The organism is Ensifer sp. Root278 (assembly GCF_001429285.1).
In the GTDB taxonomy this organism is placed as follows: domain Bacteria; phylum Pseudomonadota; class Alphaproteobacteria; order Rhizobiales; family Rhizobiaceae; genus Ensifer.
Genome location: NZ_LMJJ01000003.1, coordinates 1 through 14,122 on the forward strand (window position 1 = coordinate 1; position 14,122 = coordinate 14,122).

The 14,122-nt window shown below is 63.0% G+C and carries 16 protein-coding genes; 10 read left to right on the plus strand and 6 right to left on the minus strand.

Going from position 1 to position 14,122, the window contains the following annotated elements; all coding sequences use genetic code 11:
* Window positions 1-192 precede the first annotated feature (192 nt).
* Window positions 193-522, minus strand: coding sequence for a YciI family protein (locus tag ASE60_RS04125; RefSeq protein WP_057248479.1), 330 nt, complete (start codon window positions 520-522; stop codon window positions 193-195).
* A gap of 129 nt (window positions 523-651) precedes the next feature.
* Here ASE60_RS04125 and ASE60_RS04130 point away from each other — a divergent pair, with 129 nt between their 5' ends.
* The 4 genes from ASE60_RS04130 to chrA all read left to right on the plus strand — a co-directional run bounded on the left by ASE60_RS04130 (window position 652) and on the right by chrA (window position 4,306).
* Window positions 652-918, plus strand: a complete 267-nt coding sequence (locus ASE60_RS04130; RefSeq protein ID WP_057248480.1) for a hypothetical protein — start codon at window positions 652-654, stop codon at window positions 916-918.
* A gap of 196 nt (window positions 919-1,114) precedes the next feature.
* Window positions 1,115-1,873 (plus strand): alpha/beta hydrolase, encoded by a 759-nt coding sequence (locus ASE60_RS04135; protein ID WP_057248481.1) that lies wholly within the window; start codon window positions 1,115-1,117, stop codon window positions 1,871-1,873.
* A 203-nt stretch (window positions 1,874-2,076) separates the two neighbouring features.
* Window positions 2,077-2,898, plus strand: coding sequence for a sulfurtransferase/chromate resistance protein (locus ASE60_RS04140; RefSeq protein ID WP_057248482.1), 822 nt, complete (start codon window positions 2,077-2,079; stop codon window positions 2,896-2,898).
* 1 nt (window position 2,899) lies between these two features.
* Entirely contained in the window at window positions 2,900-4,306 is a 1,407-nt protein-coding gene (gene chrA / locus ASE60_RS04145) for a chromate efflux transporter (protein WP_057248483.1), read from the plus strand.
* 15 nt (window positions 4,307-4,321) lie between these two features.
* Here chrA and ASE60_RS04150 read toward each other — a convergent pair whose 3' ends face one another.
* Window positions 4,322-4,516 carry a hypothetical protein gene (locus ASE60_RS04150; protein WP_057248484.1) on the minus strand — a complete coding sequence of 65 codons (195 nt, stop codon included), beginning with the start codon at window positions 4,514-4,516 and terminating at the stop codon, window positions 4,322-4,324.
* Between the two features lie 243 nt (window positions 4,517-4,759).
* On the opposite strand from ASE60_RS04150, the gene ASE60_RS04155 reads away from it, so the two are divergent.
* From ASE60_RS04155 to ASE60_RS04180, 6 genes are all read left to right on the plus strand, one after another.
* Entirely contained in the window at window positions 4,760-5,788 is a 1,029-nt protein-coding gene (locus ASE60_RS04155) for a nitronate monooxygenase (RefSeq protein WP_057248485.1), read from the plus strand.
* Between the two features lie 123 nt (window positions 5,789-5,911).
* Window positions 5,912-6,844, plus strand: coding sequence for a LysR family transcriptional regulator (locus ASE60_RS04160; RefSeq protein ID WP_057248778.1), 933 nt, complete (start codon window positions 5,912-5,914; stop codon window positions 6,842-6,844).
* A 143-nt stretch (window positions 6,845-6,987) separates the two neighbouring features.
* The gene (locus tag ASE60_RS04165) at window positions 6,988-7,701 is read left to right on the plus strand and encodes an SDR family oxidoreductase (RefSeq protein WP_057248486.1); all 714 of its coding nucleotides are present in this window, start codon (window positions 6,988-6,990) and stop codon (window positions 7,699-7,701) included.
* A gap of 120 nt (window positions 7,702-7,821) precedes the next feature.
* Complete coding sequence (locus ASE60_RS04170) at window positions 7,822-8,061, plus strand: 4-oxalocrotonate tautomerase family protein (RefSeq protein WP_057248487.1); 240 nt, start codon at window positions 7,822-7,824, stop codon at window positions 8,059-8,061.
* 240 nt (window positions 8,062-8,301) lie between these two features.
* Window positions 8,302-9,042 carry a response regulator gene (locus ASE60_RS04175; protein ID WP_057248488.1) on the plus strand — a complete coding sequence of 247 codons (741 nt, stop codon included), beginning with the start codon at window positions 8,302-8,304 and terminating at the stop codon, window positions 9,040-9,042.
* Window positions 9,039-10,373 carry a HAMP domain-containing sensor histidine kinase gene (locus tag ASE60_RS04180; protein ID WP_057248489.1) on the plus strand — a complete coding sequence of 445 codons (1,335 nt, stop codon included), beginning with the start codon at window positions 9,039-9,041 and terminating at the stop codon, window positions 10,371-10,373. The genes ASE60_RS04175 and ASE60_RS04180 overlap by 4 nt, the downstream gene beginning before the upstream one ends.
* 141 nt (window positions 10,374-10,514) lie before the next feature.
* Here ASE60_RS04180 and ASE60_RS04185 read toward each other — a convergent pair whose 3' ends face one another.
* The 4 genes from ASE60_RS04185 to ASE60_RS04200 all read right to left on the minus strand — a co-directional run bounded on the left by ASE60_RS04185 (window position 10,515) and on the right by ASE60_RS04200 (window position 14,120).
* Window positions 10,515-10,931 carry an organic hydroperoxide resistance protein gene (locus ASE60_RS04185; RefSeq protein ID WP_057248490.1) on the minus strand — a complete coding sequence of 139 codons (417 nt, stop codon included), beginning with the start codon at window positions 10,929-10,931 and terminating at the stop codon, window positions 10,515-10,517.
* A 315-nt stretch (window positions 10,932-11,246) separates the two neighbouring features.
* Window positions 11,247-12,299, minus strand: a complete 1,053-nt coding sequence (locus ASE60_RS04190) for an alpha/beta hydrolase (RefSeq protein ID WP_057248491.1) — start codon at window positions 12,297-12,299, stop codon at window positions 11,247-11,249.
* A gap of 162 nt (window positions 12,300-12,461) precedes the next feature.
* Entirely contained in the window at window positions 12,462-13,403 is a 942-nt protein-coding gene (locus tag ASE60_RS04195; protein ID WP_057248492.1) for a GlxA family transcriptional regulator, read from the minus strand.
* 78 nt (window positions 13,404-13,481) lie between these two features.
* The gene (locus ASE60_RS04200) at window positions 13,482-14,120 is read right to left on the minus strand and encodes a VOC family protein (RefSeq protein ID WP_057248493.1); all 639 of its coding nucleotides are present in this window, start codon (window positions 14,118-14,120) and stop codon (window positions 13,482-13,484) included.
* Window positions 14,121-14,122: the final 2 nt, after the last annotated feature.

Consider the following 14,122-nt stretch of genomic DNA (forward strand, 5'->3'; position numbering starts at 1 on the left):
GCTGTCGCCCGAACGCGCCGCCGCCGGCGACCACAGCCGCATCGCCTTCCGGCCGACAAAGTGGAAACTCTTCAGAGACAACAGAGAGCAGGCTGTAGCCGCGGAGGCAAAAATCGAGAGCCGCGCCATCGAGATACAGGAACCAACATTGGTCGCCCAGGCCTCTTAGGCAGGGGCGACACATCGTCGGACTTAAGGAGTCTCGAGCGGCCAGACCTCGACCACCCCATGAGCCACCGCGCACGGGGTGCGTGACACCATATCGATCGCTTCGGCCAGGTCTGCGGCCTCGATCACCGCGAAGCCGGCCACAGGAAGCGAAGACGACATGAACGGACCGCTTCGCTTCTCGACATGCGCGGCGTTGGCGTTGCGCACCTGAACAGGCGCTCCGGCAATCCCCATCAAGGCTCCTCTTGCACGAAGTTCCGCATCATGCGCGTGCGCCGCATTACGGACGTCCGCCGCCGTGCGGTCGTAGCCTGCACGGTCTCCATATCCAATGGTCACGAATTTAGGCATCAGCAGTATCCTCCCGGTGACGGCACCTACTTCCGACGGGCTAATTGACAGTCGGGCCGACGGAGCCTTCCGTGAGGGAACGCGGCCGCACAGGAAAAAGTTCGTCCATGCCGCGACAGGGAGGATGCAATGCCGACCATCATCGCCCACCACAAGATCACGAAAAGCGCGGAACACTGGTTGAAATCACCGAAACGCAAGGAGTTCTTCAGCACGCTCGGCGTGACCAGCATTCGAACCTTCGTCGATCCCCAGGACCAGACCCGGGTGGCCATTCTCATGGATGTCCCCGATCTGGACGCCCTGTCGAAAGCCATGCAGACCCAGGCCGCGGCCGATGCGATGGTCTTTGATGGCGTCGTACCGGAATCAATCGTGATCCTGGTTGAATCATAGGGCACAGTCCGCCCGTATTCAGCCATTGAGGCCAGACGGAACTCACCGGGGAGCCGCCCTTCCCGCGGTGCTTCGCTGCGACCTGAGCCGACCCCATACATTGCGGTACAATTGCTGGTGGCGGCCGACATATCCGGGATACCTCGCCGGTCCAGATTGCGATCGTCACCTCAACGGCCCCGAAAGGAACGATCGCATGCGCCGCCGAATCATCCCTACTCTTGCCCTCGCCTTTGCAACGAGCGTGGTTGCTTTCGCCGCCCAGGCTGCGGATATCAAGAACATCGTCATCGTGCACGGCGCCTTCGCCGACGGTTCGGGGTGGCGACAGGCCAGCGATATCCTGGAGCGGCGCGGCTTCAACGTGACCGTCGTGCAGGAACCGCTGACCTCGCTTGCCGCCGACGTCGAGGCGACGAACCGCGTTCTGGACCTGCAGGATGGGCCGACCTTGCTCGTCGGGCACAGCTACGGCGGCATGGTGATCAGCGAAGCCGGACATCACCAGAAGGTCGAAGGATTGGTCTACGTCGCAGCGTTTCAACCGGACAAGGGCGAGGATTTGGCAACGCTTGCCGGATCGAAGCCGCCGGCTGCAATGAGCATCAAGGAAACCACCGACGGCAAATATCTCTATCTCGATCCGACAGCGTTTGCTGTTGATTTCGCCGCCGACCTTCCCAAAGCGGAAGCGGCCTTTGCGGCGAAGTCGCAGGTCTTTGCCGCGAAAGAAGTTTTCACCGCCAAGTCCGGCGAGCCGGCATGGCGGACGAAGAAAAGCTGGGCGGTCGTGGCGACCGAAGATCGCGCCATCAATCCGGACATTGAACGAAGCATGGCGAAGCGCGCCGGCAGCCAGGTAAGCGAAATCAAGGCGAGCCACGCCGTCTTTGCCTCGCAAGCGGAAAAGGTTGCCAAGATCATAGAGACCGCCGCCGAGGACGCCGGCAAATAGCCCGAACACGCCGAGCGTCTGCGTCCTGAGTGCGGCGCCCTTCTGCACTCAGGACAGCGGATCGGCGACGTTCTTCCATTCTTGATTGCCGGCTTGACAGTCCGCTCAAAGAGCGGAAAACTTCGCGCATGGGGGTGCGATCACCCCATGAGGCGCCAGCCGAAGCATCGCGTCCATTCAACCGCTCATCCGGAGGACGCGTCATGTCGTCATTTCTCGAAATATCCTCGGAAAAACTCTCTCGCCTCGTCGGCACGCCGAACTGTCCGACACTGATCGATGTCAGGATCGACGAAGATTTCGACGCCGATCCCCGCCTCATCCCAGGTTCTTACAGGCGCGACTACCGCCAGGTTCAGGATTGGATCGACGACGTCGCCAAGGCATCGGCAATCATCATCTGCCAGCAGGGCAAGAAGCTCAGCCATGGCGTTGCCGCCTGGCTTCGCCATGCCGGCATTGCTGCCGACGTGCTCGAAGGCGGTTTCGAGGCTTGGGCGGATGGCGGCTATCCGGCCGTGCCCGCTTCCGCGATACCCGAACGGGACGCCGGCGGAAGGACCGTCTGGGTTACGCGGGCACGACCAAAGATCGACCGCATTGCCTGCCCCTGGCTGATCCGTCGTTTCGTCGATCCGAAGGCAGTCTTCTTGTACGTGGCGCCGTCAGAGGTCGAGATGGTCGGCGAGCGCTTCGGCGCTACGCCCTTCGATATCGATGCTCCGATCCGCTGGAGCCATCGCGGTGAACTCTGCACCTTTGACGTGATGGTCGAGCAGTTCGGCCTTGCAACCGCTCCGCTTCTGCGGCTAGCCACCATCGTGCGCGGGGCCGACACCGCCCGTCCCGAGCTTGCGCCCGAGGCGCCGGGCCTGCTTGCCGCCTCCCTCGGTCTCTCGCGCATGTATGCCGACGACCTGGAGCAACTGGATGCGGGGATGCTGCTCTACGACGCCTTCTATCGCTGGTGCCGGGATGCTACCAACGAGACGCACAACTGGCCCTCGCCCAAGAAGGACCTCTGAGATGACCGATATTGCTGACAAGGCCGCGCCCGAAGTGGCGCGGCAACGGCAAAGCCACGGCATCCCGTTTGGCGAAGCCGTCCGGGTTTGGGCACGCATTGCGGCCCTCAGCTTCGGTGGCCCTGCCGGACAGATCGCGGTGATGCATCGCATCCTTGTCGATGAGAAGCGCTGGATCGGCGAGCATCGCTTCCTGCATGCGCTGAACTACTGCATGCTACTGCCCGGACCCGAGGCGCAGCAGCTCGCCGTCTACATCGGCTGGCTCCTGCACCGGACCGCCGGCGGCCTCGTTGCCGGACTTCTCTTTGTGCTGCCGGGTTTCCTGGCGATCCTCGGCCTCAGCTACATCTACGCCGCCTTCGGCAATGTCACCGTCGTCGAAGGCCTCTTCTTCGGCCTGAAGGCCGCCGTACTCGCGGTGGTCGTCCAGGCTGTCTTCCGCATTGGCGGCCGAGCACTCAAGAACCGAATGATGATCGGCATTGCGGCCGCCGCCTTCGTCGCCATTTTCTTCTTCCGCGTTCCCTTCCCGTTGATCATCCTGGCAGCCGGCGTGCTTGGCTATATCGGCGCTCGCTCCGGTTCGCCGCTCTTTCGCATTGGCGGTGGACACAAGGGCGGCACGGGCCCGGTTCTGAAGGACGAGGACTCCGCGCTCGGCGAGGAAATCCCCGCGCATGCTCGCCCCAACCTTGCATGGTCGCTGCGGATTTCCGGCGTGCTGCTTGCGCTGTGGCTCGTGCCCCTGGCGTTGCTCATCATCGTCCTCGGTCGGGACAGCGTCTTCAGCCAGATCGGCCTGTTCTTCAGCCAGATGGCGGTCGTCACCTTCGGCGGCGCCTATGCCGTGCTCGCCTACGTCGCCCAGGAAGCCGTCCAGCACTACGGCTGGCTGAAGCCCGGCGAAATGCTGGACGGCCTCGGCATGGCCGAGACGACGCCGGGGCCGCTGATCATGGTCGTCCAGTTCGTCGGCTTCATGGGCGCCTACCGCGACCCGGGCACGCTCCATCCAATGATGGCGGCGACCTTGGGGGCGATGCTGACCACCTGGGTGACCTTCGTCCCGTGTTTCCTCTGGATCTTTCTTGGGGCGCCCTTCATTGAGCGGCTGCGGAACAATATCGCGCTCACGGGCGCCATGTCGGCGATCACCGCCGCCGTTGTGGGAGTGATTCTCAACCTTGCCGTCTGGTTCGGGCTGCACACCTTGTTTGGGGAGCTCGTGAGCGGGCATTTCGGGCCGTTCGCGCTCGACATACCGGTGCTAGGGTCGCTGGTACTGCCGTCGCTCCTGCTGACGCTTGCCGCCGGCGTGGCGATCTTCCGCTTCAACGCCTCGGTGATCACGACGCTGCTTGCCTGCGCGCTTGCAGGCATGGCCTGGACGCTGGCAACGAACTGATTGCGAAAGCCGCGCCTAGTCGTCGTGGACCGATTGCGGGAGGTGGAATCCCTCCGGCAATTGCGATCCATAGAAGCGTTCCTCCGGCGGCGGCGGCGGAGGTTCGCGATGCTTCACCGCGCAGGCGGCAAGCACGGCCTTGAGCTGCACTGGCCGATAGTGTTCGACAAGGCTTGGAGATGGGTCTTGCTTGTCCGTCGGTCGCGACATCAGGATCCTCATGGGCAACTCTCGTCACGGAGCGACTGTGCCAGCCAATCGATCTCGCCGCAACTGCTCGGCGGCATGATCGCCCGTTCGACAGTGCGACCATTGTACAGTTGACCTCTGGCCGCTCCGGGTCTCCTTTATGGTGCGGCATAGTCGGGCGATCAATGCGACCGCTCGTCAACCTTCACCTCAGCCCGCGCGCCGCCGGCACGCAAGAACGCACCTTCATTGAGGAAATCGAATATGCAGGATCCCCTGGCGAGACTCGGCCTGAAGCACCCGTTGATCGTCGCGTCGATGGCCGGCGGCCCCTCGTCGCCGGAGCTCGTCATCGCGTCTTCGGCAGCCGGAGCGCTCGGGTCGATCGGCGCAGCCTATTCGAGCCCGGCGGCCATCACCGAGTTCGTTGACAAGGTTCGTGCAGGCACCGACCGTCCTTTTGCGATCAACCTCTTCATCCAGCACCCGCAGCCGCAGATCGACGCGGCGACGGTCGAGCGGGCGGTGGCAGCGACGGCGAAGTACCGTGCGGAACTTGATCTGCCGGCGCCGCAATTCGCCGCACCCTATGAAGAGGATTTCGATCAGCAGTTCGAGGCCGTGCTGAAGGCGAAGCCGGCAGTCCTTAGTTTCGTCTTCGGCGTGCTGCCTGCCGAGTACATGCGGACCGCGCGCAAGTCGGGGATGCTGATCATCGGCACGGCGACGACACCGGAGGAAGCAGGGGCGCTCGAAGAAAGCGGCGTCGATGCGATCACCCTCCAGGGTTTTGAGGCGGGCGGCCATCGCGGCATATTCGATCCCGAGGCCGCGGACAGTGAAATCGGCCTCCGGGATCTGCTGACCCGAACCCTCCCGAAGGCGAAGGTGCCACTGATCGCGGCAGGCGGCATTATGACGGCCGTGGATATCCGGTCGGTCCTCGCCATGGGCGCCAGCGCGGTGCAGATGGGAACGGCGTTCCTCGCGACCGCCGAAGCAGGAACCTCGGCAGCCTATCGCGCCGCACTCCAGGGCACGGAACGCGCAACGCGGACAACGCGCGCCTTCTCCGGCCGGTTTGCCCGTGGCATCGAGAACCGCTTCATGAACGAGCTGGACGCCGCCGCCGCAATGCCCTTCCCGGCCCAGAACAAGTTCACGCGCGATATCAGAGGCGCGTCTGCAGCAAAGGGATCGGCGGACTTCCTCTCCCTTTGGGCGGGAACCGGCAAGGGAGAGCTTTGGCAGGGCTCAGCGGCCGATCTGATCGAGAAGCTGTTTGCCGATTGATCGCCCGCTGCTCCAATTGTGCCCCGACACCGCTGACGAGAGGATGGAGCGGGTCTCTTTACTTCTGTCCAGTTGCGGGTGAATGCTTGCCAATTTGCAATGATCATCGCGAAAGTCGGCAGAATGGATCGTATCGACGCAATGAAGGTCTTCGTAACCGCGGTCGATGAAGGCAGCCTCGCGGGCGCGGCCCGGCGGCTGAAGCGGTCGCCGACGGCGGTCAGCCGCGCCCTGAACCTGCTCGAAGCTCATGTCGGGGTCGAACTGCTCCATCGAACGACGCGATCGTTGAAGCTCAGCGAAGCCGGCCAGCGCTATGCGGCTGCCTGCCGGCGGGTGCTGATCGATCTCGAAGAGGCCGACATGCTCGCAGGTGGCGAACGTGCGGCCCCTCGCGGCACGCTGACGATCTCCGCGCCACCGATCGTTGGCGAAGAGGTGCTGCGTCCGATCCTCGACGAATTCCTCAACCTCTACCCTTCGGTTTCGGCCCGGCTCCTCCTGCTCGATCGCTTCGTAAACCTTGTCGACGAGGGTGTCGATATCGCGCTCCGCATCGGCCATCTCGCCGACTCTTCGTTGATTTCGACACGAATGGGTGGCGATGTCCGGCGTGTCGTCGTCGGCTCGCCTCGTTATCTCGCCAACCACCCGCGGATTGACGAGCCGGCCGATCTCGCCAAACACCAGATCGTCGCCTTTACCAACTTCGGCCTCGATTCCTGGACATTCACGCCAGCCGAGGGCTCGTTGATCCCTCGCACGGTGCAGTTCAAACCGCGCTGCATCGTCAACAGTGTGCGTGCCGCGACCGACTCCGCCGCCGCGGGTACCGGCCTGACCCGGCTCTACTCCTATCATGTCGCGCGCTACGTCAGCGATGGGCGGTTGAAAATCGTGCTGGCTGATGCCGAGCATCCCCCGATGCCGGTTCATCTTCTTGCACCGCAGGGCCGCATGTCGGTTCCGAAGGTTCGCGCCTTTGCTGATTACGCGCTGCCACGTCTGCGGACCGAGTTCGCACGCATGGCAACGGAAGCTGGCACGCTCGCCTGATTATGCCGGTATGCGGTTGATTGATCGCCAAATAGCGTCAATTCTCTCACACATCGGATGGGTCTAAATCTGATTGCACCAACGCCGAGGGCGGAGGACGGGCCACACCAAGCGCCCGTTGCAATCGAAGAAGGACCACATCCATGAGCAATGAGCAGAAGGTCGCCATCATCACCGGTGCATCGCAGGGCATCGGCGCCGCCTTGGTTCAGGCCTACCGCGATCGCAACTATCGCGTCATCGCCACGTCCCGCTCCATTCAGGAAAGTTCGGACGCTGGCATCCTCAGTGTCGCCGGCGATATCAGCAAGCCTGAGACCGCCGAGCGGGTCATTCGCCAGGGGCTGGAACGGTTCGGCCGTATCGATACGCTGGTCAACAATGCCGGGGTCTTCACCGCCAAGCCATTCACCGAGTTCACTCAGGAAGATTATGATCTGAACATGGGTGTCAACGTGGCCGGCTTCTTCCACGTTACCCAGCACGCGGCCCGCGAGATGCTGAAGCAGGGCTCCGGCCACATCGTCAGCATCACGACCAGCCTCGTGAATCAGCCGATTGCCGGCGTCCCGGCGGCCCTGGCGTCTATCACGAAGGGTGGTTTGAATTCCGTGACCCAGGCGCTCGCGATCGAATTTGCCAAGACCGGTGTTCGCGTCAATGCCGTCTCGCCGGGCATCATCAAGACCCCGATGCACGCGCCGGAAACGCACGCGGCGCTCTCGACGCTGCATCCCGTCGGCCGCATGGGCGAGATCCGCGATATCGTCGACGCCGTCCTTTACCTGGAGAATGCCGGTTTCGTGACGGGTGAGATCCTGCACGTCGATGGCGGACAGAACGCCGGGCGCTGGTAACGGCGCAGGTATGTCCGGGAGCGACCGTTACCCAAGCCGGGCCGCTCCTCCCCTCCCATCCATTGCAGATGCGGCACCTTGATGGAGCCGCCAACATCCAGATATGAAGAGGAGACGGCAATGCCGATCGTTACAGTTCAGGTGACCCGCGAAGGCACCACTCCAGACCGCAAGGCGGTCACGGCCGAGGAAAAGGCCGAAATCATCAAGGGCGTGAGCCAGGTCCTGCTCGACGTGCTCAACAAGCCGCTGGAATCGACCTACGTGGTCATCGAGGAAGTAGAGCTCGACAACTGGGGTTGGGGCGGCCTGCCGACCGCGCAATACCGCGCCCAGCGGGACGCTCAGGCAAAAGCCTGACATCGCCGGTCAGACGTTCTTGCAACCCGCCGCTCGACAGCAAGCGGCGGGTTTCGTTTGCGAAATTGTGTCGAAATGTATCCGGAAGTGCTTGCATTACTTTCGCATGCAAGTCTGGATATCGCGAACACACCGAGGACATATCCTGGGCGCCAATGAAACTGAGCGGATGTTCCCCGGCCCTGGCCGGGTGATGCCGCAAGGATGCGAAGACCAAACCGGATTTGAGGAGTTTGCTCGATGGAGCATATCGACCATGTACTGATTGTCGATGACGACCGTGAGATCCGGGAACTCGTGTCTGGTTACCTCAAGAAGAACGGGCTGCGCGCAACGGCAGTCGCCGATGGGCGACAGATGCGCAGCTTCCTCGAGGGAGATACCGTCGATCTCATCGTACTCGATGTGATGATACCGGGCGACGACGGGCTCGTGCTCAGCCGCGAACTGCGCGCCGGCAAACACAAGGCGATCCCGATCATCATGCTGACGGCCCGCAGCGACGAGATGGACCGGATCCTCGGCCTCGAGATGGGTGCCGACGACTATCTCTCCAAGCCGTTCTCCGCGCGCGAACTGCTCGCCCGTATCAAGGCGGTGCTCAGGCGCGCACGCATGCTGCCGCCGAACCTGCAGATCTCGGAGGCTGGACAGCTGCTGCGCTTCGGCCAGTGGAAACTCGACACGACCGCCCGGCACCTGATCGATGCTGACGGCACGGTGATTGCACTCAGCGGCGCCGAGTATCGGCTGCTGAAGGTGTTCATCGACCACCCTCAGCGGGTGCTCAATCGCGACCAGTTGCTCAATCTCACCCAGGGTCGTGAGGCCGAGCTCTTCGACCGATCGATCGATCTGCTCGTCAGCCGGGTTCGCCAGCGGCTCGGCGATGATGCCCGTGAACCGACCTACATCAAGACGGTGCGCAGCGAAGGCTATGTCTTCTCGGTCCCGATTGAGATCGTGGAGGCGCGCGAATGACGGCGAGCGCAGACCCAAAAGGATTTCGACTATGGCCGCGCACGCTCAGGGCGCGGCTCTTCGTTATCCTGCTGGCCGGTCTCACCATCGCGCATGTCATGTCGTTCACCGTTCTGTTCCTCGAGCGCTACATGGCCGCCAGATCGGTCATGTTCGATACGCTCGAAAACGAAATCGCAACGTCGATCGCCATACTCGATCGCCTGCCCGCGCCCGAGCGTGCCTCGTGGCTCGCTCGCCTCGACCGCGACAATTATGGCTTCCTTCTCGGCCCCGGCATTGCGGGCAATCCGTCGCTCGACCCGGCCGCCAGCGAGATCGCGACCAAGATCGAGCGGGCGACTGGCCTTCAATTTCCGGTCAAGGTCGAAACGATCCCGGGCGACCGCCGCCACCTTCAGGCGCATCTGACGCTGAGCGACGGCTCACCGCTGACGATCGACGTCTTTCCCAAGGGTGTCATGCCCCTGGCCGACTGGCTGCCCTTCGTGCTCGTAGCCCAGCTCGCGCTGCTGCTCCTGTGCAGTTGGTTCGCCATGCGTCAGGCGGTGCGCCCGCTCGTCAATCTTGCCGCGGCTGCCGATACGCTCGACCCGAACCGGAACACACCGCGTCTCAGCGAAACCGGGCCCACCGAGGTTGCCTATGCGGCGACCGCGTTCAATGCCATGCGTGACCGTATCGCCCAGTATCTCGAAGAGCGGGTCCAGATTCTCGCCGCCATTTCCCACGATCTGCAGACGCCGATCACACGCATGAAGCTGCGCGCCGAAATGGCGGATGATTTCGCCGACCGGGAGAAGCTGATCCAGGATCTCGGGCAGATCGAAAGCCTGGTCAAGGAAGGCGTCGCCTATGCACGCAGCGCCCATGGCAATGTCGAAAAAGCGACACGCATCGATCTTGCGTCCTTCGTCGAAAGCCTCGTTTATGACTATCAGGACACCGGCAGGGCGGTTACCGCCAGCGATGTCGATAGCGGCGCGATCGTCACCCGGCCCCAGGCGCTCAGACGCATCCTTACCAACCTGGTCGACAACGCACTCAAGTTTGGTGACAGCGCCGAGATCGAGGTCAGGCGGCTGGCGGACGACACGGTGACAATCAAGGTCCTCGACCGCGGGCCTGGCATTCCCGATGATCAGCTGGATGCCGTGCTCAAACCCTTCGTCCGGCTGGAGGACTCCCGCAACCGCGATACCGGCGGAACCGGCCTCGGCCTTGCCATCGCCCAACAGCTCGCGGCCTCCATCAATGCCTCACTGACGCTGACGAACCGCGACGGCGGTGGCTTGGTTGCAGAGCTTGCCATTCGTCATCATCGGGCATGAGGCATAGCAAAGCGCGGCACTTCACACGCCTCCAACTTTTCCACTTCGAAATAGCCAACCCTCCAATCAAAAAGCGGCGGCCTCATCGGCCGCCGCTTCCGTTGGGTCATGTTGCAGGATGCTCCGGCAATCGGAGCTCCGTCAGACGAGGTTGATCGTCACATCGATGTTGCCACGCGTCGCCTTGGAATAGGGGCAGGTCTGGTGCGCAGTATCCACCAATTGACGCGCCACATCCGCGTCGACCCCAGGCAGGCTGACATTGAGCCGAGCCTGCAGGAAGTAACCGCCGTCCCGGTTGCGCAGATCCACCTCGGTATCGACGGCGAGGTCTGCAGGGAGTGCAACCGTCATCTGGCCAGCCGCCAGTCCGATTGCGCCGATGAAGCAGGCCGACCAGCCGGCGGCGAAGAGCTGCTCCGGGTTCGTGCCCGGCCGCAAACTGCCGGGTGAAGAGAGCTTGACGTCCAGACGCCCGTCGTCGCTTCGGGAGGCGCCGTCGCGGCCGCCGGTCGTGTGGGTCTTGCCGGTGTAGAGTACCTTTTCAGCTTCGCTCATCATGTTCTTCCTTTCGACAGGTGTTCTTTTCGGGCCCGATTGCCCTGTGCGACCGTCGAGACACAGATGGCGCTTCGCAGGTGTATGGGATGTTTCACCGAGAAGCGGAAATGTGTGCAAGTCTGCCAAGTACGGGAACGGATACACGCTGATACGAAGGCGGCCATTTCGGTGCGCGGACCTACGCTCTTCGTGAGGACCTCCCCGCGCGGCGCCATAGTGCGCCAGGCACGGTTCCAAAGCACGTCGGCACACAAAAAAGCGCGGGACCAGCGAACCGGACCCCGCGCCTCCACGCAATCTGCGTGAGAAAAACTAGAAACGGTCGACGTCGACGATCGCCTTGGCAAAGGCGGACGGCGCCTCCTGCGGCAGGTTGTGGCCGACGCCGCCGGTAATCAGCCGATGCTCATACTTGCCGGAGAAGCGCTTGACATAGGCCGATGGATCCGGATGCGGAGCACCGTTGGCGTCGCCCTCTAGCGTGATGGTCGGGACGGTAATGGTCGGGAACGCAGCGAGTTGCTTTTCGAGGCCGTCATACTTCGCTTCGCCCTCGGCGAGGCTGAGACGCCAGCGGTAATTGTGGATCGAGATGTCGACATGGTCCGGGTTTTCGAGTGCCTCGGCACTCTTATCGAAGGTGGCATCGTCGAAATCCCACTTGGGCGAGGCAAGCTTCCAGATCAACCGGGCAAACTCCTTGTGGTTCTGCTTGTAGCCGGCATACCCACGCTCGGTGGCGAAGTAGAACTGGTACCACCAGGCAAGCTCGGCCTGCGGTGACAGCGGCTTTCTGTTCACCTCCTGGCTGCCGATGAGGTAGCCGCTGACCGAGACCATCGCCTTGCAGCGCTCGGGCCAGAGTGCGGCGATGATGTTGGCGGTTCGCGCACCCCAGTCGCAGCCGCCGATGACCGCCTTTTCGATCTTGAGCGCGTCCATCAGGGCAATGATGTCCGCGGCGATCACCGCCTGTTGGCCGTTCCGAGGTGTGTCAGCGGAGAGAAACCGGGTCGTGCCGTAGCCGCGCAGATAGGGAACGATGACACGGTAGCCGGCATCTGCCAGCAGCGGCGCCACATCCACATAGGTGTGGATGTCATAGGGCCAGCCGTGCAGGAGGATCACGACCGGCGCGTCGCGCGCGCCAAGTTCGGCGTAGCCGACGTTCAGGACGCCGGCATCGATCTGCTTGAGGGTTGCGAAGGATTTGTTCGTCCCGGGGGTGACTGCCGGCAGGCGCGGCGCCTCATTGTTTCCCGCTTGCGCTCTGGCGGCTCCCGCTGAAGCGAATTGCGTCGCGGCCAGCGAGAGCGCGATTGCGCCGATGAAACGACGGCGTGGGTGGTTGATTTCGTCCGACATTGATTGCCTCCGGTGAACTGAACTGACATCAGAAATGGAGTGCCGGTGTATCCGGGCCGTGTGCTCTGCGGCTCCTATTGAAAGCGCATGTAGAAACGGCAGGCGGCGGATACACAGCGATACAATTCTCCTGAGGTGCGCCCCATCGCAGTGCCGTCAGGTTCAGACAATGCCTTCGCGCGCATTGCGCCTGACCGTCTGTGGCGGTTGACCGAGCGTGCGCAGGAACGCGCGGCGCATGCGATCGCTATCGGCAAAGCCGGTTTCCTCCGCGATCACATCCATGGAGTGTCGCCCCTGCTCCATCAACAGGCGCGCCGCTTCCACGCGGAGATGCTCGACGGCCTTGGCCGGCGATTGGCCGGTCTCGGAGCGGAAGGCGCGGCTGAATTGCCGCGCACTCAGGCCTGCGGCGTCCGCCAGTTCCTCGACCGACAACACGTTGCGCAGGTTCGCCTTGGCATAGTTGACCGATTTCTGGATGCGGTCCGACTTCGGATCGAGCTCGAGCAAGGCTGAAAACTGCGACTGGCCGCCGGCGCGCCGGTGATAGACGACAAGCTTGCGGGCGACCTGGCGGGTAACTTCCTCGCCATGGTCCTTCTCGATCATCGCCAGGGCCAGATCGATGCTGGCCGTCATGCCCGCAGAGGTCCACACGCTGCCGTCGACGATGAAGATGCGATCCTCCTCCACCCGCACCTCAGGGAAACCCTCCCGCAACTGACGCGCGAACACCCAATGGGTCGTGGCGCGACGCCCGTCGAGCAGCCCGGACTCCGCCAGGATAAAGGCACCGGTGCAAGGGGCGGCCACTCGCCGCGAGGCCTTGAGCGCGTGGCGCGCGAAGGCGACCAGCCCGGGTGTTACCGGTTCGATCTCGGTGCCCGCTCCGAACATGACGGTATCAAAGGCGGTGTTGTCGAAGGCCTTCGTCAGCACGCCGAAGCCAGCGGACGACTTGATCTCGCCGCCGGCCTCGGAAAGCAGTTCGATCTCGTAGGCCTGTTCCCCGAGCGTCAGATTGGCGACCTCGAAGGCAGTGACCGCCGCGAACCCCATGAGCTGAAACCTCGGAAAGACAACGTAGCCGATCCTGTGCATGTCATATCACTCCGTCCGGAATGATCGCTTATAGCAAATTTACGCCATGAAGGGAACGCGGCGGTCATGGGTTCTATTTCATTCGGGCAACGGTTTTCCGGCATGCTCCGCGACCATGTGCGCGGCATACCAATCCGGCCAGTTGTGGTCGTGTTGACCGCCGTTGCGCTTCTCGTGCTCGCCGTGCGCGGCTGCCGCACGACGCAGTGCCGCCGCAAGATCGGCGACCGAAGCGAAGTCCGTACCATCCGCGTCCACGCGGCCGGGCAGACGTTCGGTCACCTCCTGGAGCAGCCAGCCGTTACCATCGGGGTCGCTAAAGGTTGCGTAGGAACGGTAGCTGCGTCCTGCGGGGTCACGTCCGCTGATCGCCGGCTTCCCAGGGCCTTCGCGATGGAAGATCTCGCTGACCTCCGCACCGCCCTTGATGAGCTGGGCACGTGCCGCCTCGATGTCTGAGACGACCAGATAGAGCCCGCTCGCCGAACCTGGCGCCGCAGACGTCAGCCCGGTACCAAAGTGGATCGAAGCCGGCGAACCCGGCGGCGTGAACTGGACAACCCGAAACGTATCTCCGACCGGGAAATCAGCATCGAGCCGCCAGCCAAGATTGGCGTAAAACGCCTTGGCGCGGTCGACATTCGAAACGGGTATGAGCGCGACTTCGAACTTTAAGTCGACGGTTTGCGCTCTCTTTTCGCTACCAGCACTTGTCATGA